Consider the following 23,797-nt stretch of genomic DNA (forward strand, 5'->3'; position numbering starts at 1 on the left):
CTCGCTGTTTCGGTTGTCCGCCGGGGCTTTCAATTTCGGCCCGCTTCACGGATTAACACCGCCTTGAAGGGCGCCCGGGATTCCCGGTTCGTCCCGGTCTGATGTCTGGAAGCCTACCTTGTCGAATGAACGTACGCCCCGCCGCGGCGTCCTCCTGATCGTCGCCAGCCCCTCGGGGGCCGGCAAGACCTCGCTCTGCCGTCGCCTGATGGCCGATCACAAGGGGCTGGAGCTGTCGGTCTCGATGACCACCCGCGGCATCCGCCCGGGCGAAGTCGCCGACCGCGACTACCATTTCGTCGACGACGCCGAGTTCCAGCGCCTGATCGACGCCGACGCCTTCCTGGAATGGGCCGACGTCCACGGCGCCCGTTACGGCAGCCCGCGCGGCCCGATCGACCGCGCCCTGGCCGAGGGCCGCGACGTGCTGTTCGACATCGACTGGCAGGGCGCCCGCGACATCGCCGCGAAATGCCCGGGCGACGCCGTCCGCGTCTTCATCCTGCCGCCGAGCCTGGAAGAGCTGCGCCGCCGCCTGGTGACCCGCTCGCAGGACGCTGAGGAAGTCATCGAGCGCCGCATCGCCAACGCCAAGGGCGAAATCGAGCACTGCGGCGACTTCGACTATGTCTTCGTCAACGACGACTTCGACCGCTCCTACGCCGAGCTGGCCCACATCTACCACGCCGAACGCAGCCGTCGTCAGCGCAACACCTGGGTCGAAGGCTACAAGCAGGCCCTGCTGCACGAAGCGGTCTGAGACTTCCCTCCGGCAAGGGAAGAGGGGACGCGGTCGCCCGCGCCCCCTCCCGTCACACTTGGATCGGAGGTCTAGAGCCAGGCGTCGTTGTGGCCGAACTCGACCAGCGCGTGGGGCGTGATCGGCATGGCGTCGTGAGCGTCGCCCATCGGCTCGAAGAAGGCCTTCTCCTGCGCCGCGCCGAACGAGGCGTCTTCCCAGATCGGCATGACCTGCATCCCTGCCGACTTGGCCAGCGCGTCGGCGGCCGGGATCGGGAACAGGTCGGTCAGCAGGAACTCTTCGCCGTTCGCGAAGCGGACGCGCTCGACGCCCATCAGCTGGTCGACGCCGTCACGGCCGGCGGTGTTGTCGGTCACCTGATAGCCGTCAAGCGTCAGGGCGATGGTGTAGTCGGCGCGCACGCCGGTGAAGACCGCGACATCGGTGCCCAGGTCGCCGACCAGGGTGTCGTCGCCGCCGCGGCCGGTCAGGACGTCATCGCCTTCGCCGCCCTGGATCACATTGGCCAGGGCGTTGCCCGTGCCCGTGAACGAACCCGTGCCGGTGAAGTCCAGGTTCTCGATGTTGGCGCCCAGGGTGAAGCGGGCGTTGGTGGTGGCCACCGCGTCGACGCCTTCGCCCGCGTTTTCGACGATCGTGTCATTGGCCGAGACGATGTAGACGTCGTCGCCCAGGCCGCCGAACAGCTGGTTGGCCGCGCCGGAGCCGCCGACCAGGGTGTCGTTGCCGGCCAGGCCGATCAGGGTGTCGCGGGCCTCGCCGCCGATGATGCGGTTGTCCATGACGTTGCCGACGCCCTGGAATTCGCCCGTGCCGGTGAAGGTCAGATTTTCGACATTGGCCGACAGGCGCTGGCTGGCGTTGGTGGTCTGGACCAGGTCGACGCCCTCGCCGGACGCTTCGATGATCGTGTCATTGGCGCTGACGACATAGACGTCGTCGCCGACGCCGCCCTGCAGCGTGTTGGCCGAACCGGCCCCGCCGACCAGGACGTCGTCGCCGGCCATGCCGATCAGATAGTCAGAGCCCAGGCCGCCGCGCAGGGTGTTCGAAACGCCGCTGCCGATGATGGTGTCGTTAAAGGCCGAACCGGTCGCGTCCTCGATGCCGAACAGGGTGTCCGTGCCGCCCATGCCGTCCAGGGTCGCGCCGCCGTTCAGGCGGATCGTCGCGCCCGCCGTCGAGCCGGCGTAGCTGACCCAGTCGATGCCGACGCCGCCGTCGATGCGGTCATTGCCCGCGCCGCCGATGAAGCTGTCGATCCCGCCCGCGCCGGTCAGGACGTCGTCGCCCGCGCCGCCGACCAGGAAGTCGTCGCCCAGGCCGCCCTGCAGCTGGTCGTCGCCCAGGCCGCCGTTCATGTAGTCATTGAGGTCGCCGCCGAGGAAGGCGTCGATGCCGTCCGAACCGAGGTTGACCGAGCTGAACAGCGCGCCGCGCTGGTCGCCCGACACCAGGTCACGGACGTCGAAGAAGTCGCCGGCGCCGGCCGTCAGGCGCAGGCCTTCGTCGCCGACGCGGATCTCGGAACCGGTCAGGACGCCGTCAGTATCTTGGGACTGCAGCCGTACAGCGGCGCCGCCGTCCTGGCCCGTAAGGAGCCCGGAGTCGTTGTTCAGGCCGTTGCCGACTTCCGAACTGGTAAACGTAACGCGAGTGGTAGCCATGGTTGAAACCTCCTGGGGAGACGGCGGTTTGCCGTCCAGATCCGGCCTTATTTTCCGGCGGCCACCAAAACCTGCGTGTTGGAAATTCGCCTCAGCTTCACCGTAAAAAAATGGCAATTTTTTCTTTGGAACCATTGGGATGGGCGCGTTTTCGCCTGTGAGGCGAGTGCCTATTAAGGCTTGTGGCGAACTGGTGGTGGGCGGGATACGCGCTTGACGCGTGGCGCTCCGGGCGGCGCCGGGCTGCCCTACGACCTTCCGGGTAGGCAAGCTCCCGATAGGCCGAAAGGTCTAGGGCGATGGTGTCACTTGTCGCTCTCCAGCCTTTCCCGGATGTTTCAGGCGGGCTGTATCGACGTGGCGTGCTGGAGGGCGGGTCCCGTCTGGATAATGTAGAGGGGGCATTGCCGTGGATTATTCTGCGTCATTCGACAGCGCCATCGCGAGCTTGCACGCCGAAGGCCGCTACAGAGTATTCATCGACATCCTGCGCAACAAAGGCGCCTTCCCTCGCGCCCGCTGCTATCATGAGACGGACAAGCCGCGCCCGATCACCGTCTGGTGCTCGAACGACTACCTCGGCATGGGCCAGCACCCGACCGTCATCGCGGCCATGGAGGCGGCCCTGCACGACGTCGGCGCCGGCTCGGGCGGCACGCGCAACATCGGCGGCAACACCCACTACCACCTCGCCCTCGAGGCCGAGCTGGCCGACCTGCACGGCAAGGAGGCGGCGCTTCTGTTCACCTCGGGCTTCGTCTCCAACGAGGCCACCCTGTGCACCCTGGGCACCGTCCTGCCGGACTGCATCATCTTCTCCGACGCCCTGAACCACGCCTCGATGATCGCGGGCATCCGCAACTCGGGCTGCAGCAAGCGCGTGTTCCGCCACAACGACCTGGACCACCTTGAAGAGCTGCTCGCCGCCGCCCCCGCGGGCGCCGCCAAGGTGATCGCCTTCGAGAGCGTCTACTCGATGGACGGCGACGTCGCCCCCATCGCCGCCATCTGCGACCTGGCCGACAAATACGGGGCCCTGACCTATCTCGACGAGGTCCACGCCGTCGGCATGTACGGCCCGCGCGGCGGCGGCGTGTCCGAGCGCGACGGCGTCGCCGACCGCGTCACCATCATCGAGGGCACCCTGGCCAAGGCCTTCGGCGTCATGGGCGGCTACATCACCGCCGAGCGGCGCATCGTCGACGTCATCCGCAGCTACGCCCCCGGCTTCATCTTCAGCACCTCCCTGTCGCCGGTGCTGGTCGCCGGGGCCCTGGCCAGCGTGCGCCACCTCAAGGCCTCCCAGGCCGAGCGCGACGGCCAGCAGCGCCACGCGGCCCTGCTCAAACAGGCGCTGGTCGCCGCCGGCCTGCCGCTGATGCCCTCGACGACGCACATCGTGCCGGTGCTGGTCGGCGACCCGGTCAAGGCCAAGGCCATCAGCGACCGCCTGCTCTCCGACTTCGGCGTCTATGTGCAGCCGATCAACTACCCGACCGTGCCCAAGGGGACCGAGCGCCTGCGCTTCACCCCCGGCCCCCTGCACGACGAGGCCATGATCGCCGACCTGGTCGCCGCCCTCGTCGAGGTCTGGGCCCTGTTCGAGCTCAAGCTGGCGGCCTAGAGCGCCCGGATTCTCGGCCCGGCCCCGCGGCCTTCGGCGCCGACCATCTCGGAGTCGCTGCGACAACTCCCGCCCGAGCTTGGGACCGACCGCCCCTTGAACCCGCCCGCGCGGCCCCTATCTCCAACCTACTGTTTCAACAACGAAAGGAGGTGGTCGAATGTCTCATTGTCTCACGCCGCGCGCGGCCCGTCGGATGAGCCCGGCCTCCCCTCTGGCGGGGGCCTTCGCCTGACGTAGCCGTACGCGGCTGAACAATGAAGGGCCGCCCCTCCGACGGGGCGGCCCTTTTTGCTGCGGGCGCTCGGCGGACAAGCCTTGCCTTGAGTCAGAAACCCCAAAGAGCCTGCGCCCCTCAGTGGCCTATGACCGTCGGCAAGGCCTGCCAGACGATGGCGATGACCGCCACACCGGATCCGAATGCGGCGATCTGACCCGCGAAAGCGTCTTTGCGATCACGCAGGCGCCGGAGGGCGGCCCAAAGCGAGGCGGCGGCGGTCAAGGCGCAAAGCCCGCTGAAGGCGAGCCCGGCCATGCGCCATCCTGCGTCGTCGGCCGTCGCCACGACGTCTGCGACGCTGGAAATCAGATAAACGCCGATGAAGTGGACGGCCCAGACGATCAGACCGCCGGTCATCCAGGCCCAGGTCCTCACAGCGCCCCCGGGAACAGGGCGGTGAGGGCGGCCGAGAAAGCGCCCTGTCCGGCGGAGTAGGCGAAGAACAGGGCGATCAGCTGGAAGGTCGAGCGCCGGCGCGCCTCAACGTGCCCGAAGACCAGCCGCAGCGTGGCGTAGAGCGCCATCAGGGCGACGATGCCGATGAAGAAGCCGTGCCAGGACAGCAGGGCGAAGACGGTGGCGCCCTGCCCGGTGGCCGATGCCTGCAGACCCGCGTCGATCCAGCCGTTCAAGTCGATCCACCAGGCCGCGCCGAGCGCGGCGGCGGCCAGCAGCATCAGCAGGGTGGCGATGACCGGGCTGCGCGGACGGTCCAGCGACAACGCTCTGCACGACAGCCAAGCGAAAAGGGCCCCGATGAGGTTCGCGCCGAGCGTGAGGTAGAGACTCGTGGAGGGTGGCGGCGCGAGCCAATCCTGCGGATTTCGGCTCCACAGGAAGACGTAGCTGAAGCCGGCCAGCAGGGCGACCATGCCCGCCACGATCAGGGTGATGACCATGGCCCACCAGCCATGGCTGGACGGACCGCTCATATAGGTCGGCAACCGGATGCCGCCGCCGATATCGACCGTCTCTGCGATGTGCGGTCGATCCAGCATCCAGCACCAATGCATGATGCACCAGACGGCCAGGATCCCGCTGATGGCCGATGCGACGTAGGCCTGCACGGTCAGCAGCAGGAACAAGCCCGCCGTGAAGATCGCCGCCCAGACATGCCAGGGCGAGGGCGACGGCATGCGCTGCAGATATTGCGGCTCGGCGTTCAGGGTAGAGGTGACGATGGTCTCGCGCTCGCCGGTGGGGGCGTTGGGCAGGAAGTAGCGGCCCCCCTCGACGTCGCGGGCGAGATTCTTCTGCTCCCAGAGCGGATAGAGGCTGTTCACGACGGGCACCGAGCGCACCGAATAGAGGCCGGTGGGAAGCCACTCCAGTCCGGGGGCGTCATGGATGTTGCCCGCGTCGCGGTCGCCGAAGGGGCGGAAGTTGCGGGCCATGTCGATGACCCAGAGCAGGACGCCGATGGCGGTGATCGCCGCGCCGATGCTCGAAATCATGTTGGGCAGCTCCAGTCCGCGTCCCGGCAGATAGGTGAAGACCCGCCGCGGCATGGCCATCAGCCCGCTGAGGTGCATCGGCAGGAAGGTCACGTGCATGCCCGCGAACATCAGCCAGAAGACCCATTTGCCCATCCGCTCGCTGAGCGGGCGGGTCGAGGACATGGGCAGCCAGTAGTAGATAGCCGCGAAGAAGGGGAAGACCATCCCTCCGATCAGCACATAGTGGAGGTGGGCGACGATGAAGTAGCTGTCGTGGGCCTGCCAGTCGAAGGGGACCATGGCGACCATGACGCCGGTCAGCCCGCCCATGACGAAGGTGACGATGGCCCCGGTGACGAACAGTCCCGCCGTTGTGAAACGCATCTTGCCCGCAGCGATCGTCCCGATCCAGGCAAAGACCTGCACGCCCGCGGGCACCGACACCGCCATCGACGCCGCCGAAAAATAACTCGTGGAGATGGTCGGCATGCCGGTGGTGAACATGTGATGGGCCCACACGCCGAAGCTGATGAAGCCGGTGGCCAGCATGGCCAGCACCACGGCGTTGTGGCCCAGTAGGGGCATCCGCGCGATGCCTGGGATCATGGTCGACATGGCCCCCGCCGCGGGCAGGAAGATGATGTAGACCTCGGGGTGGCCGAAGAACCAGAACAAGTGCTGCCACAACATCGGGTCGCCGCCCTTGACCGGATCGAAGAAGGGCCAGCCGAAGACCCGTTCCAGCTCCATCAGAGTGGTCGCCAGGATCACCGACGGGAAGGCGATGATGATCATTCCGGCGAAGATCAGCATGGCCCAGGCGAAGATCGGCATCTTGTCCAGCGTCATGCCGGGCGCGCGGTTTCGCAGCACGCCGACGATGATCTCGATGGCGCCGGCGATGGCCGAAATCTCGATGAAGCCGATGCCCAGCAGCCAGAAGTCGGCGTTGATCCCAGGCGAAAAGGCCGTCGAGCTCAGCGGCGGATACATGAACCAGCCGCCGTTCGGCGCGAGGCCGAAGAAGAGCGAGCAGAAGAAGGCCAGCCCGCCGATCAGGTAGGCCCAGAAGGCGTAAGCGCTGAGGCGGGGGAAAGGCAGGTCGCGCGCCCCCAGCATCTGAGGCAGCAAAAGCACCGCCAACGCCTCGACGGCGGGGACGGCGAACAGGAACATCATCATCGTGCCGTGCACGGTGAAGATCTGGTTGTAGGTCTCGGGCGGAAGGACGCCCGCCATTGGCACGGCCAGCTGGGTCCGCATCAGGACCGCGAGAATGCCCGCCAGCACGAAGAAGAGCATGGCTGCGCCGACGTAGTAGACGCCCACGAAATTGTTGTTGATGGCGGTGATCCACTGCCAGCCCTTCGGGCGGCACCAGATGCGCTCCAGCTCTTCCAGCTCGCCATCCGGTCGCGGTCCCGTCGTCGGGAAGCGCTCGTAGAGGGCGGTGTCGAACCCGGTTTCCTTTTCGAACTGTGAACTCACTTCAGGCTCTCGAGCCATCCGGAGACGTCGCGCAGTTCCTTGCCGGTCAGCACCGGATAGGCGGGCATCCGGTTGCCGGGCTTGATCGACTGGCTGTCCGAAATCCAGCCCGCCATCACGCCCTGGTTGTTCGGAAGGATGCCCGCGCCGAGCGTTCGCCGCGACCCGACGTGGCTCAGGTCCGGCCCGGCCTGCCCATTGAAGGCCGTGCCCGCCACCGTGTGACAGGCGCCGCAGCCGGCGCGGGCGAAGACCTGCGATCCGGCGGTGGTCTGCAGGGCGGCGGGTGACGGCGCGGCCTGGCGGGCGCGCCACGCCTGATACGCCGCCGGCTCATGGGCCACGACGACGAAGCCCATCAGGGCGTGGGGGCCGCCACAGTATTCGGCGCATTGACCTCCGTAGGAGCCGGGGGCGTCGGCCTGGATCCGGATCAGGTTGCGACGGCCCGGGATCATGTCGACCTTGCCGGCCAGACGCGGCGCCCAGAAGCTGTGAATCACGTCGGCGGAGTCGAGCTCGATCACCACGGGCTGTCCGGCCGGAATGTGCAGCTCGTTGGCGTCGTGGAACGCCTCTCGGCCCTGGTCGTCGAGGTAGGCGACGCGCCACCACCACATCTCGCCGGTGACGCGCACGCGCATTTCGCCGGGACCGGGCTCCTGCGTCAGGTGGCTGGTCAGCCCCAGGCCATAGATCAGCAGGGCGGTGAGCACGATGACGGGGAAGGCGAAGCCGCCGATCCACACCAGCTTGCGCCCGCCCAGCCTGTCGCGCCAGCGGCGGGGGCCGAACAGGGCGACGGCGAGGGCCACGACGACGATCAGCAGCACCGAGCCGGCCATGGCGAACAGCACCCAGGACAGAGTGTGCAGGGGCTCGGCGAAAGGCCCCGCCGGGTCCAGCGCCGCGGGCGGCCAGGCCGCCGTTCCGTCGGCGGCCCTAGTCATGGAGCGTGTACAGGTAGGCGGCCACGTCGCGGGCCTCGGAGTCGGTCAAAGGCATGGCGGGCATGGCGGTGGCGGGCGCCATCGAGGGCGCATCCTTGAGGAAGGCGATCAGCGATTCGGGGCGGTTCGGGAACTGTCCCGCGATCATCGGGCTGTCGGCGAAACCGTGAAGCGAGGGGCCGGCAAGTCCCTTGGGCCAGGCGACGCCGGGCGTGTCATGACAGGCGGCGCAGCCCATGCGTTCGATCACCTCGAGCCCATGGTTCGCGTCCGCGCCCATTATGGTCCGGGGCGGATCCGACTTGTCCGCACAGGCGCACAGGGTCGTGGCCAAGGCGATCGCGCCCCGCCTCACGCCGGACATGGAAACTCGGGAATCGTCATCGCGCCTCTTCGCCGCTGCCGATCAAACCCGTCCCCATGGTCAAGGTTCCGCCTGAAGCGGAACCGTGGCGGTCGGGCGGTGTTGGCGGGATGTGCGTGTCCTGCCCCTGCTTCTGCTGCTGCCGCTTGCGGCCTGCGCGCCTCCCGCCAACGAGACGGGGGCCGCCTACACGCGCACGGGTGAAATCATCGCCATGGGCGGCGGGGAGGGCGGACCGGCCAACGCCTGTTTCAGCTGTCATGGTCTGGACGGCGCGGGCGACGGCGTCAGCGTTCCCCGGCTGGCGGGGCTGGATGCCGGCTATCTGCAGAAGCAGATGGAGGACTACGCGAAGGACGTCCGGCAGGACGTCGTGATGCGCGAGGTCGCCCGCTGGCTGGACGACGGTGACCGCCGGGCGGTGGCGCAGTTCTACGCCGACATGCCCTCGCCGCCATCGCGGGGCCCAGCCGGTCCGCCGCCTGACCTTTATCTGAACGGGCGCCCCGCGCGGGGCGTGGCCAGTTGCGCATCGTGTCACGGCGCGGACGGTCTGGGCGTGGGTTTCGGCAATCCGGCGATCGCGGGCCAACCCGCCGCCTATACGGCCGACCAGTTGCACCGGTGGCGCGAGGCGAAGCGTCGCAATGACCCGCGCGGGGTCATGATCGATGCGGTGAAGGGGCTCACCGACGCCGAGATAGCCCAAATCGCCGCCTGGCTAGAGCGCGCACCCGCTGCTCCACCGCCCGATACCGCCGTTGCCAGCGCGTCCGTCGCGGCTTCGGCTGCGGCACGACCGGAAGCATCCCGTGGAGTACGTCGTCCCGATCGATAATCTGGTGCTTCAGCGCCGCGCCGATGTGGATCGGGATGAGCAGGAGCAGGGTCACGACCAGCGCCCAGTGCATCCATTCGGTGATCGCCTCCATTCGCCAGCGGCTCACCGCTGACAGATCCTGGAACGGCATCAGCGGCCATGAGGTCAGGCCCAGCAGGGTCAGGTCCTGCTCGCGGGCTGTCGCCGAGACGATGGCCCATCCGCTCAGCGGCAGCCCGAACAGGCAGATGTAGAACAGATAGTGGGTGACGGTGGAGGCATGGCTTTCCCAGCCCGGCTTGTCCGCGTCGTTGATCGGACCGGGCGCCAGCAGCCGCCACGCGCCACGCCCCATGGCCAGCACCAACATCAGGACCCCGATGGCGTAGTGCAGGCTTTGCGCCGCCACCTTGTCGCCGCCGACCGGGAGCTGGCCCATCCACCAGCCCCAGAACAGCTGGAAACTGACCAGCCCCGCCATGGTCCAGTGGAAGACGATGGCGACCGGCGAGAAGCGGCCTTCATCGTGGTGTCCGGCGGCCCACTCCAGCACATTGGCGATGAGCCGGTCGATCACGCGGACGGATCCACGTGGACAACAGGACGGTCCGGTCCGATCCAGCGGCCGAGGAGGATCAGAGCCGCCGCCAGATAGATCGCCGCCGCCGGAGCCCACATGATCAGGCCCGCGGCCTGCTGATCCTCCAGCGGCGTCAGACCCCAGGCCATGGTGGTCAGCAGGTGGGGCGCGTACAGGGGGGCTTCGGCGAAGGTCAGCAGGGCGCCCAGCAGACCCATGGCCACCATGGCGAGCAGCAGATGCCCGACCGCTGACGGCGCCGATGCGCGGCGCACCCCCGTCCAAAACCAGACGGCGCTGCCCAGCAGGCTGGCCTGCATGAGCCAGTAGGCCGCGTCGCTCGACAGAGCGGCGGCGTAGACCGACGGTGCATGCCACGCCCAGAAGAGGATCGCTTGCGTCGCCGTCGCCAGGGTCAGCGACCCCGCTCGCCCCGCGGGCAGAGTCCCCGCCAGCAGCGGCGCGCCGACCGCGACCAGAAGGACGTGGTGTACGGTCCGGGCCGAGAACAGGGCCGAACTGATCGCGCACAGGGGGGAAACGAAGATGACCCCGAAGACCGCGACGGCGGCCAGACCCAGCCATCGCGCCTGACCCCGGCCCCGCCACAGCGCCAGCGCGGCCATGGCGGTGAGCGCGATCAGCAGGAGTGGATCAAGGTTCCATCGCCAGTCGCCAGGCGCTGGAGCCGGGCCGCAGTACGGGAGCCAGGTCAGGGCGTCGGGCGTCATGCGGCGAACTCGGTCGGCGGGCGGATGATGGCGGCCCCTCGGCAGCTTCACCGTGAGAAGCCCCGCGCCCGTCCGGTGGTTCCCCGGGAATGCGGCAACGAAACGGCGTCCGACGGGTTGGCGACGGCACAGGCTGAACAGGAATGACGCACGAATGACATTGAAGGGACTGGCCGCGCGGCCACTGCAGACGACACGCTCCATCCTTCTGGGCTTCCCGGCGGCGCTGTTCGCCGGCGGCTTGCTGAGCGACATCGCCTATCTGCGCACCGAGGTGATTCAGTGGACCAACTTCTCCCAATGGCTGATCATTGGGGCTGAGGTGTTCACAGGCGTTCTGCTGGCCTGGTCGGCGATCAGCCTGATCCAGCAGTGGCGGACGCCGGAGCGGACCTCGGCCGTGCTGCTGTCCGGCCTGCTCGCCGTCGCCTTCGTCATCGGTTTCCTCAACTCCCTGCAGCACAGCCGCGACGGCTGGAGCTCGGTCGGAACCCCGGGCCTGGTGATGTCCATCGTCTGCACCCTGCTGGCCTTCGCCGCCGCCTGGGTCGGAACCGCGCAATCCATCCGGGAGGGAGGCCGATGATGCGCCGTCTGCTGGCCACCTCCGCCCTTACCCTCGCCGTAGCCATGACCGGCTGCGGACGCCCGGCCGAGAACCTCGACCAGACCGGTCCCAGCCCCCAGCTTCCGGAGCGGAACGAAACCCTGATCCCGCCCATGAAGATCGCCTCGCCCACCGGCTGGGACGGCGACCTGCCCACGGTGCCCCAGGGCTTCACCATCACCGCCATGGCCACGGATCTGAAGATCCCGCGCCAGATGCTCGTCTTGCCCAACGGCGACATCCTGGTCGCCGAAGGTTCGGGCGGCAATGCGCCCAAGCTGCGGCCCAAGGACGTGATCGCCGGGGTGATCAAGGCGGGCGGCAAGTCCAAGGTGAAGGGCGGCAACCGCATTACTCTGCTGCGCGACGCTGATGGCGACGGGACGGCCGAAGTGCGGACCGTCTTCATCGAGAATCTCGACGCGCCCTATGGTCTCGCCTTCGTGGACGGCAATCTCTACGTCGCCAACCAGGACGCTCTGCTGCGCTTCCCCTATCAGGACGGGCAGACCCGCATCACCACGCCGGGCGAGGTCGTCACCAGGCTGCCGTCCGAGGTCAACCACCACTGGACCAAGTCGCTGGCCGCCAGCGCGGACGGGACGAAGCTGTATGTGGGCGTCGGCTCGAACAGCAACGTCGGCGAACGCGGAATGTCCGTCGAGGAGGATCGGGCGGTGGTCCTGGAGATCGATCGCCTGACGGGCGCGCGCCGCACGCTCGCGACCGGCATCCGCAACCCCACCGCGCTGGCGATCGAGCCGACCTCGAACCAACTGTGGGCCGTGGTCAATGAGCGGGACGAACTGGGACCGGAGCTGGTGCCCGACTATCTGACCTCGGTTCGCGACGGCGCATTCTACGGCTGGCCGTACAGCTATTGGGGCCAGAACGTCGATCCGCGGGTCCGCCCTGCGGATGAGGAACAGGTGCGCAGCGCCATCGCGCCCGACTATGCGCTCGGTTCGCATGTGGCCGCGCTGGGCCTCAGCTTCGCGACTGACGGCGGCTTCGGCGGGCGTTTCAGCCAGGGCGCCTTCATCGGCGAGCATGGCAGCTGGAACCGGCAGGACCTGTCCGGGTACAAGGTCATCTGGGTCGCCTTCGCCAACGGCCGTCCGGTGGGGCGGCCCGTCGACTTCGTCACCGGCTTCCTGGCCGACGGCGAGGCGCGGGGACGACCGGTCGGCGTGAGCTTCGATCCGCAGCGCCGCATCCTGCTGATCGCCGACGACCTGTCCAACACCGTCTGGCGGGTCGCCCCTGCGCGCTGATGGCGACAACCGTCATCAATCCGGCCGGCGCGCGCTACCGCAACGACCTCGGCCGGTCGTTCGGCGGAGCCCTTGGCGACCGGGACGATCAGCGTCTCGACTGCCGAGGTCGGCGCCGGCCCCAAGGGGGGCGGCGGCCTGTTCTGCAGCGCCACAAGGCGCCGGACGACCTCACGGCTCGTTTTTGACGGCGGCGGTCGCGCCTCTGCAGAGGAAAATGGCGCGCCCGGCGGATCGACACCTGTCCGAGATTCTGTCACCGACAGCCTCGGTGGCGGACGACGAAGTGCAGGTGAGAGCATGTACACCCGCTGATCGACCCACTAGCTTCGCCTTAAGGGGAAGTGCAGCGTCAGCGTATCGCCCTGCCTATTGGTTCAAGTGCGGGGAACACTCATGTCAAACAACACCGGCCTCGCCGGCGACGACCGGGCGCTGGAAAACAGCGGGGGTGTCGGTAGCCTGCTCCATCCCAAATGGTCCGGCGGCCCTCTTGCTCATGTGACGAGCGTGGCGGCGCAGCGGAATGGCGTCCAGCTTTCGGCACTGCTGCCCATCTCCGGTACAAATGGGATCGATACCCTGACCGGGACGGACGCCTCCGAAGAAATCGAGGGTTTCGACGGCACTGACCTGATCGACGGCGGCAGCGGCGATGACGTGATCAGGGGGGGCGACGAGACCTACCCGCTCAGCGACAACGAAGGAGACGGCATCACGGGCGGAGCCGGCGATGACACTCTGTTCGGCAATAGCGGCGGCGACATCCTTATTGGCGGAAGCGGGGCTGACGGCGTCTACGGGGGCGCGGGGAACGACGTCCTCATCGGACAGGAGGGGCAGCTCACCGCCCGGCTCAATACCCATCTCTACGGGGAGCCGGTCGAGCACCTCCGGTTCACGACCTATGTCGGGCAGGATGACGAAGAAATCGACGTCCTGGACGGCGAGGCAGGCGACGATGACATCTACGCCGGGCTGGCCGACATCGCTTCCGGCGGCGATGGCATGGATCATGTCTTCGTCGACCTTACCCGCCTGGCGGCTGGCGTAGACCTCGATCTTCAGATCAATGCCGACGGCGTCCTCGGCGCGGCCCTTGGAGGCCAGTTGTCAGGCTTCGAGACCTACAGCGTGGCGCTCACCCTCTTCGCCGACGCGGTCACGGGCACCGCGGGAAATGACGTGATCTACGGCGAGGCAGGGGACGACATCCTTACGGGGGCTGCCGGCTACGACTACCTCTACGGCGGGTTCGGGCGCGACACTATCGAAGGAGGGGATGCTGCAGACGGCCTTTTTGGATCTTGGTCGATCGTAGGCTCCGCAACCAATACCGACGGCGTACTCGTAACCGGTGGCGCTCTTGACGACGGCGACGTCGATACGATCAACGGGGGCGCCGGGAACGACGAGATCCACGTCGGCTACGGCGATGTCGCCGACGGGGGAGCGAACAGCGACAGCCTCTTCCTGACCCTCGTCGGACGCACGTCGGCCCTGACGTTAGATCTCGGAGCGGATACGTTTGGCGCGCTCACAGCGGTCCAGGGGGGCTCCCTGATCGGGTTCGAGAAAGTCGGCGCGCTTGGCCTGACAAACTTTAGCGACGTGCTTCGCGTCGGGAGCGCGGTCGGCGGGAGTTACTCCGGCTACGGCGGTGACGATCGGATATTCGGGAACGACAGCGCTCAAACCTTGGCCGGCCAGGAGGGCGATGACCACCTTGAGGCGTTCGGCGGCGCTGACAGGCTGTTCGGCGGATCGGGCGATGACACCCTTCTGGGCGGCGACGGGTCCGACACCTTGCAGGGGGACAGTGGCCTCGGCGCTCTGCTGCCGATGACCGCGGGCGATGATCTGCTGGACGGGGGCGCAGGAACCGACACGCTCTACGGCGGCGGTGGCCACGACACCCTTCTCGGCGGGGCCGGCGCCTACCGCGATACGCTCCAGGGTGAGGACGGCGACGATTTTCTGATCGGCGGCGAGGGGGATGACAACCTTTGGGGAGGCGACGGATTCGACACGGCCGTTTTTGCCGCCGGAGCCGTTTCGATCATCGTCTCCGCTGGAGAGATCACCGTGAGAGGCGTCGACGGCGTCGATGGACTGACCTCCGTCGAACGCCTGCGTTTGGGGGCGATGGAGATCGCCGCGTCAGACCTCGTCGCATATCAGGTCTTCGGCACGGATGCCGGTGAGACCCTGGAAGCCGTTGGAGACAATGATTCCATGTTTGGATTCGGCGGGGCCGACATTCTGAACGGGTATATCGGCGACGACATCCTCGCCGGCGGCGCGGGCGTGGACGTCCTCAATGGCGGCGCAGGCATCGACACGGCCGACTACTCCGCTGCGGCCGCCGGCATGCGCGCCCAGCTCAACTCGAACAGCTCCAGCAACGACGGCGACGGCGGGACGGACACCTTCTCCTCGATCGAAAACCTGACCGGCTCGGCCTTCAACGACACCCTGATCGGCGACGCCAACGCCAACATCCTGCGCGGCGGCCTCGGGGCCGACACCCTGCTCGGCCTGGCCGGCAATGACGTGATCTGGGGCGGTTCGGGCGTCGTCAACCAGCTCCAGGGCGGTTTGGGCGACGACCGCTACGTCCTCGAGGCCAACGACTCCGTCGTCGAGGTCGCCGGCGAAGGGACCGACACCATCGAGGCCCGGATCAACGCCTATGTGCTGGCCCTGAACGTCGAGAACCTCGTCTTCGGCGGGACCGGGAACTTCGCGGCGACGGGCAACGCCCAGGCCAACACCATCACCGGCGGCAATGGCGACGACAACCTGCGCGGCCGCGGCGGCGTGGACGTTCTGAACGGCGGAGCCGGCGTCGACACCGTCGACTACACCCTGGCCGCGGCCGGGGTGACGGCGCGTCTCGACACCATGCGCGCCACCAACGACGGCGACGGGGCTACCGACACCTTCACCGGCATCGAGAACCTGACCGGCTCGGTCTACAACGACCTGCTGATCGGCAACGCCTCCAACAACGTCCTGCACGGCGGCATCGGCACCGACACCCTGCTGGGCTTTATTACGTGCTGGACGCCTTCGACACCTGCGTCGAGCTGGCCGGCGAAGGCATCGACACCGTCGAGGCCCGCATCGGCTCGTACACCATGGGCGCCAATATCGAGAACCTGCTCTACGTCGGTGGCACGGGCACCTTCGTCGGCACCGGCAATGCGCTGGACAACATCATCACCGGCGGGAACGGCAACGACATCCTGCGCGGCCGCGGCGGCAGCGACACGATCAACGGCGGGCTCGGCAAGGACGAGATCCAGATGCGTGGCCTTGCGGCGGACTACACCGTCACCGTCGAGGGCGCAGGCTACCGCATCGTCGACAAGGTCGCTGGTCGCGACGGCTCGACTTTCGTCACCTCCATCGAGGTGATCCGCTGGTCGAACAACGCCGTGCGCACGCTCAGCTATCCGCCGGTGGCGGCTTCGATCGGCGAGGCCGAGGGCAAGGGCGGTCCGGAGGTCAGCCCGCTGATGGCGGCCGATGCGGATTCCTTCGTCCTGCCGGCGCTGGCGTCGGACCACACGCAAGTCCTGCCGGGCCTCGACGCGGCCAAGGCCTTCGACGGCTTCGACGTCCCGTCGGGCCTCGCCGATCGGTTGTTCATCGGCCTCGAGGCGCAGCTGGCCCACTACGACGGCGCTTGGTCGCTCGCCCAAGACCACGCCCGGGCGGCGGTGTTCGACCACGACTGGCTGAGCTGAGATCGACGCCCGGGTCCCGCTGCGGCGGGGCCCGGGCGCGACCCTTCGGAATGGGCGGGTGATTGTTGTCCGCTCCTGGCGCAGGGCCGACCTCCGGCCCAGAGGGGTCTCTATGGCCAGGCAGACCCTGAACCTCCGACCCTAGCCTTCCAACGCCCCCGCCAGCCGCAGGAACCCCGCCAGGTCGATCACCTCGGCCCGGTCCTCCGGGCTGATCCCGGCCTTCTCGCACAGCGCCGCGCCGCCCAGCGGCTTGAGGCTCGACCTCAGCATCTTGCGCCGCTGCCCGAAGGCGGCGGCGGTCACCCGCTCCAGCTTCTTCAGCATCTCCGCCGGCGGCCGCTGCGCCTTCGGGACCAGGTGGACGACCGCCGAGGCCACCTTGGGCGGCGGGGTGAAGGCGGCGGCGGGCAGGTGCATGACGATGCGGGCGTCGCACACCGCCTGGCTGATCACCGCCAGCCGGCCGTAGGCGTCGTCGCCCGGCGCCGCCACGACGCGCTCGGCGACCTCCTTCTGGAACATCAGGGTCAGGGCGTGGGGCAGCCACGGCCCGGTCAGCCATTTGATCAGCAGGGCGGTGCCGACGTTGTAGGGCAGGTTGGAGACCAGGTGCGCGGGCCCCTCGACCAGCTCGGCCTCGCGCACCTTCAGCGCGTCGGCCTGGACGATGGTCAGCCGCCCGGAGCCATCATTCAGTTCTTCCAGCAGCGGCACGAAGCGCGGGTCCTTCTCGACCAGCACGACCGGCCCGGCGTCGCTCTCCAGCAGCGCCCGCGTCAGCCCGCCGGGCCCGGGCCCGACCTCGATCACCGCCCGGCCCTCGAACGGCCCGGCCAGGCGGACGATCTTGCGGGTCACGTTCAGGTCCAACAGGAAATGCTGGCCGAAGCTCTTCTTCGCCGACAGCCCATGGGCGTCGAGCGTTTCACGCAGGGAGGGCAGGTCGGAGGAGGTCACCGGGGTGTCATAGGGGAGCGCGCCGCCTTCGTCTCCTCCCCGTTGCAAAGCAATGGGGAGGGGGACCGCGACCCGCAGGGCGGCGCGAAGTAGTCAAGCGGTGGAGGGGCGAAGCAGCAAGCAGTGGAGGGGCGAGGGGAGGGCCAGCGCTGGGCGTCCGACAGACATGGTTCGTCACAAAGGACACGAAGGTCACACGAAGGGCGCAACGGGGCCGGTGCTTAAGCCTTCAAGCCTGAGCCGGAGGTTCGGCGGGCTTTCTTGGGCGCTTCGCGCCCGATCAAATCGCGCGGGCCAGTCTGAAGGCCTGAGCGTAGCGGCGGCCGCGCTCTCTTCGTGATCTTCGTGAGACCTTCGCGTCCTTCGTGACGAACCAGCAAGGGGTCAGCGTCCGCACTCGCCGGCAGGCCGGAGGCGTCGATCGCCGCCGCTATCCTGCCCGTGCTCGCGCCATCTCGCCCGCCAGACGGATCGCGGCGATCAGGCTGTCCGGCCGGGCCAGGCCCTTGCCCGCGATGTCGAAGCCCGTGCCGTGGTCGGGCGAGGTCCGCACGATCGGCAGGCCCAGGGTGGCGTTGACGCCGCCCCAGAAGTCGAGGGTCTTCACCGGGATCAGGGCCTGGTCGTGATAGAGGCAGATGTGGGCGTCGTAGCGGGCGCGGGCCTCGTCGTGGAACAGGGTGTCGGCGGGCAGGGGGTCGGTGATGTCCAGGCCTTCGTCGCGCAGGGCCCGGGCGGCCGGGATCAGCACCTCGATCTCCTGCAGGCCGATGGATCCGCTCTCGCCGGCGTGCGGGTTCAGCGCCGCCAGGGCCAGACGCGGGCGGGCGATGCCGAAGTCGCGGCGCAGGGCCTCATGGACGACGCGGGCGGTGCGCTGGACGCGCTCGGCGGTGATCAGGTCCGGGACCTCGGCCAGCGGCGCATGGATGGTCACCAGGCAGGCCCGCAGGTCCTTGGCGGTCAGCATCATCACCGGCCCGCGGGTCCCCCTGAAGGGGACGTCGGCGGTCAGTTCGGCGATGAACTCGGTGTGGCCGGGGAAGCGGAAGCCGGCGGCGTAGAGCGGGGCCTTGGCGATGGGGGCGGTGACCACGCCGCAGGTCTCGCCGGCCACGGTCAGGTTGACCGCCTGTTCGATCCAGTCGGCGACGGCGGCGGCGTTGGCCGGGTCGGGGCGGCCGGGCTGGACCGGGGCGGGCAGGGGCTGGTCGAGGACGGGCAGGGCGCGGGCGAAGACCGCTGCGGCCTCGGCCGGCGAAGGGACGGTCTGCACCGGGACGCCCTGGGCGCGCAGCAGGGCTGCGTCGCCGAGGACCACAAAGGGCGGGGTGGAGGCGACGTCGGCGCGCAGGGCCTGCCAGGCCTTGGCCGTGATCTCGGGGCCCACGCCCGCCGGCTCGCCCAGGGTCAGGGCCAGCGGCGGGGCGGGCCGGTCGGTCATTACTGGCCGGCCTTGTACTCGATCAGGGCGTCGTCGCGCAGGTCGCGCATGTAGCGGCGGCCCAGGGTGGCGAGGTTCTGGCGGAACAGGTTGTTCTCGACCGCGCGGGCGTCGGGGGCCTGGATGCCGCCGGCGCGGCGTCCGCAGACGGCCAGCAGGTGCAGGCCCAGCGGGGTGCGCACGGGAGAGCTGACCGTGCCGATTTCGGCCGAGCGGGCGACCTGCTGGAACTGCGGCGCCAGGTTCTGGACGTCCGATTCGCCCAGGTCTGCGCCGAGCAGCCCCTGCTCCGAGGTGGCGCGGGTCAGGATGTTGTCGCAGGTCAGCTGCGGCTGGATCGACTCGAGCCGCTGGCTGGCCGCCTGCACCTGAGCCTCCGTCGCGCCCTCCGGCAGCTCGACCATGATCTGCTTCAGCGAAACCAGGCTCGTCGCCGCCCCTTCGCGCTTATCCCGCATGTAAACGATGTAGACGCCGCCCTCGACCGGAATCGGCCGCGACAGCTGCCCGACGCCGAGCTGGTCCATGGCGGCTTGCAGGGTCGGGTGGACAGTGCCTTCGACAACCCAGCCGGCGTCGCCGCCGCGCGGGGCGGACGGGGCCGAGGAGAACTGTTGGGCGACGGCTTGGAAGGGCGCGCCCTGGACCATCTGCTGAACCAGTTGGTTGGCGCCGTTCATGGCCGCCTGCTGGCCGCCGACGCGGTTGGCGTCGATGTAGATCTCGCCGATGAGGTACTGCTTTTTCGACGCGGCCTCGGACATCTGACGCATGGCGGCGTCAACGGCGCCCTTGCTGACGCGGGCGCGGCTCTGGAAGCGGCCGCCGACCAGCTGTTGCCAGCCGATCTGGGTACGGATCTGCTCGCGAAGGGTCGCCGGGCGGATGCCGCCCTGCTGCAGGAAGGCGAGGTAGGCCTCGGCAGTGGTGCCGGCCTCCTGGGCCATGGCGGAGATTTCCTGGTTCACCTCTTCGTCGGAGACGCGGAGGTCTTCGTAGTTGGCCAGTTCCTGGATCTGCAGGCGCTCGTCGATCAGGGCGTTCAGCGCCTCCTGCTGGATGGCCGGCAGGTTTTCCTGGGTCGGCTGGACCTGGGTCATGGCGATCAGCAGAAGCATGCGCTGGCGCAGGTCATAGCCGGTGATGACGCTGTCGTTGACCGTGGCCAGAACGCCGTCGGCCATCTGGAACTGCGGGGCCGCCTGCGGTGCGGCGGCCGGGGCCTGTTCCGCCGCAGGATTCAGCGTACCCGCCGCAGCCGGTTGTTGTGGCGCGGTCTGGGCCATGGCCGAACCGGCCAGGAGGGCCGCAAGGGCGGCGCCCGTCATGTAACGCTGAAAACGCATGTCAGTCCTGATTCCTCAAGCAGCGCCGCACCCTATGGTACCCGCCACGACTCCCCGCAGGCAGCCGTGAACCTGGGTCCGCCGGCGCCCGTCGCCCCGTCAATATCCTGTACTGCCGAAAGTGGCGAGGGTTAGGCGCACATAAGGACCTTCCGACGGGCCGGATGGTCTTACGCTGGTGTTGTCGCGCTGCCACCCCAGCTCGAAACGGAAGCAGTCGTCGTCGAACAGCAGGCCGATTTCGGAGCGCGTGATGATGTCCCGCTCCAGGTCCGCAATGCCGGTGACCGCGACACCCCAGTTGCCGTAGACGAACTGCTGGCCCGATACCTGAAGGAATTCGTAGTTGCGGTTGTTCGGGCCCGCCTGCGGATTCGAGCGGTCGAGAATGTAGCTCACCGTACCGAGATTGCGCCGACCCCAACGGCCGTCGACGGCCAGCTCGGCGCGACGCAGTTCGCCAGCGGAATCAACGGTGGCGTGGCCCCAACCGCGGACGTGGTCCGACGGCGAGAAGGTGCCCTGCACAACCCAGTCGGATGTCTCGGAGGCCAGGCCGGTGGGATCATAGAGTTTCGCCGGATCGTCGGGCGTCGGCACTCGGAAAGCCGGCTCTTCATTGGCGCGGAGGCTGCGGCCCACGAACAGGCTGGCCTGACGGCCCTCGTCCCAGCGCAGGGTGGCGCGGGCGCCGGCGGTGAGGCGCAGGCCGCCTTCGTAGAGGTCGTACCCGGGGAAGCGATCCACCCGGAACAACGAGCTCTCGTCGAGTTCGATGATCTCGCTGTCTTCGTTCGGAACGTGCGGGTCCAGGTCCGAGTCGGTCGAGTAAGACAGCTGGGCCATGGGCTCCAGGATCAGATCGCTCGCGCCGAACCGACGGATCAGCGGATAGCTGACGTCGACGCCTGCAGTGGCGCGACCGCGGGCGACGGAGTCCTCCTCGACGCCCAGCCCGGGGGGAAGGTCGCCGATCGAATAGAGGTCGGTGCGCAGGTCGATGAAGGGCTCCAAGCGGACCCCGGCGGCCGAGATCATCGTCCGGCGCCAGTCGAGTTGACCGGTGACACGGCGGCTGTCGACGCCCGGAAGGCCGTCGGTCGGTCCCGGCGGCAGGATCTCCGAGCGCAGCACGGGGGCGCCGACATAGTTGTCGCGGGCGAGGGCCACCGCCGAGCCGCGCAGTCTCAGACGGCCGCCGAACACCGGATGATCCGGCTCCCAACGCGCATCGATCAGCGGCGCGACGACCGGCAGGTCGCCGTCGGCCTCGAACTCGTTGAGGGCCGGTGTGATCGTGCTGAACTCCTTCACCCGCAGGCTCTGCAGGGTGAAGGCCGCCATCGAGAAGTAGGACCGTTCGGTTTGGCGCTCGGCGTAGATCTGAGAAATCAGCCGCCGCTGGTCGCCGTAGTAGAGGCCGTTGTCCTGGTAGGGATCCTGGATGTCGTAGCGGTCGAACAGGGTCTTGTCGGAGGTCCGCTCGGCCGTGAAGCCCCAGCGCCAGGGGCCTTCAGGATCGAATCGTCCGTAGCCGAGGAAGTAGCTGCGGCTGGTCGCGTCCCCGAACCGGATGTTCTTCTGGATGTCGCAATCGATGTCGCATTCGCCGTCCGGGTCGAAGTCGCCGAAATTGCGCTCGTAGGTGTATCCGCCGCGGAGCACGATCGTGCCGTCGCTGAAGCGCCGTCGCCACTGCAGGTTCAGGAATGGCGCGACGTCCGTGTTGATCTGCGGACTGATCAGCCAATCCTCGGACGCCGAGACGACCACGAGGTACGGCAGCTCCAGGCTGATGCCGCGGCCTTCGTCATAGCTGGGGATCGGGATCAGGAACCCAGAGGCGCGCTCGACCGAAGGATCGGGATGGGCGAACCACGGCAGGTAGAAGACGGGCACGCCGCCAACCCGGAAGACGGCGTTGCGGTAGAGAATGGCGCGCAAATCATGGTCCTGCACCACCTTCTCCGCCTGGACGGCGATGCTCGGCTCCTTCGGGTTGCCCTCCTCGTCGCAGATCGGGCAGGGCGAGAAAAGCGCGAAATTCAGCTCGTTGACGTTTTCCGACCGACGTACGGCCGTCGCCGCCATCAGGCTGGCGCCGTTGCTGAAGCGGGTCGCGAAGTCGACGGCGACACCGGCCCTCAGGTCGGACTGAAGCTCGAGGTGACTGGCGAAGACGGTATTGCCGTCAGCGTCCTTGAACTCGACGCGGTCGTCCGCCGTGGCGACCTCGTTGGCGAGATCGTAGGTGACCTGGCCGGCGCGAAGGGTGGTCTGACGGAAACGGGCCAGCACGCGGTCCTGGGTGCTGGACGCGGAAACCACGTCGCCGTCGCGGGTGACGGTTTCCGCGTCCAGATAGACGCCGCCGGGCGGCAGGCCATCTGGCCCCGGGACCTGCGCGGATTCGGAGGCGGGTTCGGCCGGAACCTCCTGCGCGAGCGCCGCGCCGCCGCTCGAGATGAGGGCCACCGCGGCCGCCCCAGCCAGCAGGCGAAGGCGCAGGGCTCCCGTATGGACGCGGCGGTCACGCTGCATTCAGTCTCACTCGAAGGTCGGCGGTGGGGGCTAAGTCAGTGATCCGCTTAGCCGTCTTCGGTATAGAACAGCAAGGTGAAGGCGGCGAGGGCGGTGAGCAAGGGCGGCAACCAGGCCGCCAGCCACGGCGGGATCACTTCCGCCGAACCGAAGGCCGAGGCGGCCTGGTTGACGAAGAAGAAGCCGAAACCGAGCACAACGGCCGCCGCGCTCATGCGCGCAAGATCGCCTAGGCGCATCAGTCGCAGCGAGAAGGCGGCCGCCAGGATGGACATCGCTGCGAACATCAGCGGCGTCGCCAGCAGTTGTTGGAGCCTCAGCCGATAGGCGGTGGTCGAAAAGCCGGCGGCGTCGACTCGGGCGATCTGCGCCGGCAGCGACCAGAAGGGCGTCGACTGGGGCCGGGCGAAGCGCTCGAAGGCTTCCTTGTCGGCGAGGCTGGAACGCAGGTCGAGGGTCGAGTAGCGCACCGCCCGTTGGCCGATGCGGGCCCCGACCGCGTCGACCAGCCGCCACCGGCCGGCGTTCAGCGAGGCTTCGGCCGCGTCAATCCGCTCGGCGAAGGTGCGGCGGCCGTCTTCGTCGTTGGTGTAGATGAAGAAGGAGACGCCCAGCAGGCGGGCGTTGGCCGGATCCTGCCGTTCGGCGCGGATGACCATCTGGCGGGTGTCATCGCCTTCGCGGATCCAGACCGCCTCCGGCGCCCTGCCGGACGCAGCGGATCCGGACAGCCGGGCGCGTTCTCGCTGGAACAGACCGTCTGCGGAGGCGGCGAGGGGACCCAGGGCGGTCACCGTGATGATGCCGAACAGGAAGGCCGCGCCGGCCGCCGGCAGCACGAAGCGCCAGGCCGAGACCCCGGCCGCGCGCATGGCGATCAGCTCGCTGTGGCGGTTCAGGCCGACGAAGGCCGCCAGCGTGCCGAACAGGAAGACGAAGGGCAGCAGTTGCAGGATCACCTGAGGCGACTTCAGCAGCATCAGGCCCAGGATGCGGACCGCCGAGAGATCGACGTCAGAGCCGACGCCGCGCGAAATCTCGACGAAGTCGATGAGCATGATCAGGGCGGCGATGACCCCCAGGGCCACGGCCAGCGAGCGCGCCTGCTGGACCAGCACATAGCGTTCGATACGGCCCAGTCGCATCCAGGAGGGCAGGGCGGCGAACAGG

17 protein-coding genes and 3 pseudogenes are annotated in these 23,797 nt (G+C 68.4%); 8 read left to right on the forward strand and 12 right to left on the reverse strand.

The genetic code is table 11. The annotated features are described in order from the left end of the window. Nucleotides 1-118: 118 nt before the first annotated feature. Nucleotides 119-760 (forward strand): guanylate kinase, encoded by a 642-nt coding sequence (gmk, locus tag ASC65_RS14830; protein ID WP_056454999.1) that lies wholly within the window; start codon nucleotides 119-121, stop codon nucleotides 758-760. Nucleotides 761-831: 71 nt separating this feature from the next. Here the strand turns inward: gmk and ASC65_RS14835 are convergent, their stop codons facing one another. Beyond that, nucleotides 832-2,430 (reverse strand): calcium-binding protein, encoded by a 1,599-nt coding sequence (locus ASC65_RS14835; RefSeq protein ID WP_056455001.1) that lies wholly within the window; start codon nucleotides 2,428-2,430, stop codon nucleotides 832-834. A gap of 409 nt (nucleotides 2,431-2,839) precedes the next feature. Here ASC65_RS14835 and hemA point away from each other — a divergent pair, with 409 nt between their 5' ends. Beyond that, nucleotides 2,840-4,054, forward strand: coding sequence for a 5-aminolevulinate synthase (hemA, locus tag ASC65_RS14840; protein WP_056455003.1), 1,215 nt, complete (start codon nucleotides 2,840-2,842; stop codon nucleotides 4,052-4,054). A gap of 355 nt (nucleotides 4,055-4,409) precedes the next feature. Here the strand turns inward: hemA and ASC65_RS14845 are convergent, their stop codons facing one another. Genes ASC65_RS14845 through ASC65_RS14860 form a run of 4 tightly spaced genes read right to left on the reverse strand, consistent with a single transcriptional unit; the run spans nucleotide 4,410 to nucleotide 8,572 of the window. Then, nucleotides 4,410-4,691, reverse strand: coding sequence for a hypothetical protein (locus ASC65_RS14845; protein ID WP_056455008.1), 282 nt, complete (start codon nucleotides 4,689-4,691; stop codon nucleotides 4,410-4,412). A 14-nt stretch (nucleotides 4,692-4,705) separates the two neighbouring features. Further along, a complete protein-coding gene (locus tag ASC65_RS14850; RefSeq protein ID WP_235561510.1) occupies nucleotides 4,706-7,258 on the reverse strand; it encodes a cbb3-type cytochrome c oxidase subunit I in 2,553 nt (850 codons plus the stop codon). Then, the gene (gene coxB, locus ASC65_RS14855) at nucleotides 7,255-8,208 is read right to left on the reverse strand and encodes a cytochrome c oxidase subunit II (protein WP_056455016.1); all 954 of its coding nucleotides are present in this window, start codon (nucleotides 8,206-8,208) and stop codon (nucleotides 7,255-7,257) included. The genes ASC65_RS14850 and coxB overlap by 4 nt, the downstream gene beginning before the upstream one ends. After that, nucleotides 8,201-8,572: a c-type cytochrome gene (locus ASC65_RS14860; RefSeq protein ID WP_056455019.1), complete on the reverse strand. Its 372-nt coding sequence runs from the start codon at nucleotides 8,570-8,572 to the stop codon at nucleotides 8,201-8,203. The genes coxB and ASC65_RS14860 overlap by 8 nt, the downstream gene beginning before the upstream one ends. Before the next feature lie 214 nt (nucleotides 8,573-8,786). On the opposite strand from ASC65_RS14860, the pseudogene ASC65_RS17780 reads away from it, so the two are divergent. Then, nucleotides 8,787-9,239 (forward strand): annotated as a pseudogene (locus ASC65_RS17780) (c-type cytochrome); the annotation flags it as partial. 19 nt (nucleotides 9,240-9,258) lie between these two features. Here ASC65_RS17780 and ASC65_RS14865 read toward each other — a convergent pair. Both ASC65_RS14865 and ASC65_RS14870 read right to left on the reverse strand, forming a co-directional pair. After that, a complete protein-coding gene (locus ASC65_RS14865) occupies nucleotides 9,259-9,969 on the reverse strand; it encodes a cytochrome b (RefSeq protein ID WP_056455022.1) in 711 nt (236 codons plus the stop codon). Then, entirely contained in the window at nucleotides 9,966-10,703 is a 738-nt protein-coding gene (locus tag ASC65_RS14870; protein ID WP_056455023.1) for a cytochrome c oxidase assembly protein, read from the reverse strand. Before ASC65_RS14870 ends, ASC65_RS14865 begins: the two co-directional genes overlap by 4 nt. Before the next feature lie 154 nt (nucleotides 10,704-10,857). On the opposite strand from ASC65_RS14870, the gene ASC65_RS14875 reads away from it, so the two are divergent. The 5 genes and pseudogenes from ASC65_RS14875 (at nucleotide 10,858) to ASC65_RS14890 (ending at nucleotide 16,336) form a co-directional block, all read left to right on the forward strand. Then, on the forward strand, nucleotides 10,858-11,289 hold the full coding sequence (locus ASC65_RS14875) for a DUF2231 domain-containing protein (RefSeq protein WP_056455024.1): 432 nt from the start codon (nucleotides 10,858-10,860) through the stop codon (nucleotides 11,287-11,289). Further along, nucleotides 11,286-12,584 carry a PQQ-dependent sugar dehydrogenase gene (locus ASC65_RS14880; protein ID WP_056455025.1) on the forward strand — a complete coding sequence of 433 codons (1,299 nt, stop codon included), beginning with the start codon at nucleotides 11,286-11,288 and terminating at the stop codon, nucleotides 12,582-12,584. Before ASC65_RS14875 ends, ASC65_RS14880 begins: the two co-directional genes overlap by 4 nt. 396 nt (nucleotides 12,585-12,980) lie before the next feature. After that, nucleotides 12,981-15,617 (forward strand): annotated as a pseudogene (locus ASC65_RS17760) (calcium-binding protein); the annotation flags it as partial. A 107-nt stretch (nucleotides 15,618-15,724) separates the two neighbouring features. Beyond that, nucleotides 15,725-15,838 (forward strand): annotated as a pseudogene (locus tag ASC65_RS17855) (hypothetical protein); the annotation flags it as partial. A 54-nt stretch (nucleotides 15,839-15,892) separates the two neighbouring features. Next, complete coding sequence (locus ASC65_RS14890; protein ID WP_056455029.1) at nucleotides 15,893-16,336, forward strand: hypothetical protein; 444 nt, start codon at nucleotides 15,893-15,895, stop codon at nucleotides 16,334-16,336. Nucleotides 16,337-16,477: 141 nt separating this feature from the next. On the opposite strand, the gene rsmA is transcribed toward ASC65_RS14890, so the two are convergent. The 5 genes from rsmA to lptG form a co-directional block, all read right to left on the reverse strand. After that, on the reverse strand, nucleotides 16,478-17,296 hold the full coding sequence (gene rsmA, locus ASC65_RS14895) for a 16S rRNA (adenine(1518)-N(6)/adenine(1519)-N(6))-dimethyltransferase RsmA (RefSeq protein WP_056455031.1): 819 nt from the start codon (nucleotides 17,294-17,296) through the stop codon (nucleotides 16,478-16,480). A 430-nt stretch (nucleotides 17,297-17,726) separates the two neighbouring features. After that, entirely contained in the window at nucleotides 17,727-18,740 is a 1,014-nt protein-coding gene (gene pdxA / locus ASC65_RS14900; RefSeq protein WP_056455033.1) for a 4-hydroxythreonine-4-phosphate dehydrogenase PdxA, read from the reverse strand. Continuing rightward, a complete protein-coding gene (locus ASC65_RS14905; RefSeq protein ID WP_200939852.1) occupies nucleotides 18,740-20,086 on the reverse strand; it encodes a peptidylprolyl isomerase in 1,347 nt (448 codons plus the stop codon). The genes pdxA and ASC65_RS14905 overlap by 1 nt, the downstream gene beginning before the upstream one ends. Nucleotides 20,087-20,185: 99 nt before the next feature. Then, entirely contained in the window at nucleotides 20,186-22,627 is a 2,442-nt protein-coding gene (locus tag ASC65_RS14910; RefSeq protein WP_056455036.1) for an LPS-assembly protein LptD, read from the reverse strand. A 47-nt stretch (nucleotides 22,628-22,674) separates the two neighbouring features. Continuing rightward, on the reverse strand, nucleotides 22,675-23,772 hold the full coding sequence (gene lptG / locus ASC65_RS14915) for an LPS export ABC transporter permease LptG (protein ID WP_056455264.1): 1,098 nt from the start codon (nucleotides 23,770-23,772) through the stop codon (nucleotides 22,675-22,677). Nucleotides 23,773-23,797: the final 25 nt, after the last annotated feature.

Origin of the sequence: Brevundimonas sp. Root1279, from assembly GCF_001425945.1 — a bacterium.
Classification (GTDB): Bacteria; Pseudomonadota; Alphaproteobacteria; order Caulobacterales; family Caulobacteraceae; genus Brevundimonas.

Coding starts and splice junctions, on each gene's coding strand:
- ASC65_RS14910 (WP_056455036.1), bottom strand. CDS start 22,627: ATGCAGCGTGACCGCCGCGTCCATACGGGAGCCCTGCGCCTTCGCCTG.
- coxB (WP_056455016.1), bottom strand. CDS start 8,208: ATGACTAGGGCCGCCGACGGAACGGCGGCCTGGCCGCCCGCGGCGCTG.
- ASC65_RS14860 (WP_056455019.1), bottom strand. CDS start 8,572: ATGTCCGGCGTGAGGCGGGGCGCGATCGCCTTGGCCACGACCCTGTGC.
- ASC65_RS14875 (WP_056455024.1), top strand. CDS start 10,858: ATGACATTGAAGGGACTGGCCGCGCGGCCACTGCAGACGACACGCTCC.
- ASC65_RS14905 (WP_200939852.1), bottom strand. CDS start 20,086: ATGCGTTTTCAGCGTTACATGACGGGCGCCGCCCTTGCGGCCCTCCTG.
- ASC65_RS14880 (WP_056455025.1), top strand. CDS start 11,286: ATGATGCGCCGTCTGCTGGCCACCTCCGCCCTTACCCTCGCCGTAGCC.
- pdxA (WP_056455033.1), bottom strand. CDS start 18,740: ATGACCGACCGGCCCGCCCCGCCGCTGGCCCTGACCCTGGGCGAGCCG.
- ASC65_RS14870 (WP_056455023.1), bottom strand. CDS start 10,703: ATGACGCCCGACGCCCTGACCTGGCTCCCGTACTGCGGCCCGGCTCCA.
- ASC65_RS14845 (WP_056455008.1), bottom strand. CDS start 4,691: ATGACCGGCGGTCTGATCGTCTGGGCCGTCCACTTCATCGGCGTTTAT.
- ASC65_RS14835 (WP_056455001.1), bottom strand. CDS start 2,430: ATGGCTACCACTCGCGTTACGTTTACCAGTTCGGAAGTCGGCAACGGC.
- lptG (WP_056455264.1), bottom strand. CDS start 23,772: ATGCGACTGGGCCGTATCGAACGCTATGTGCTGGTCCAGCAGGCGCGC.
- ASC65_RS14890 (WP_056455029.1), top strand. CDS start 15,893: ATGCGTGGCCTTGCGGCGGACTACACCGTCACCGTCGAGGGCGCAGGC.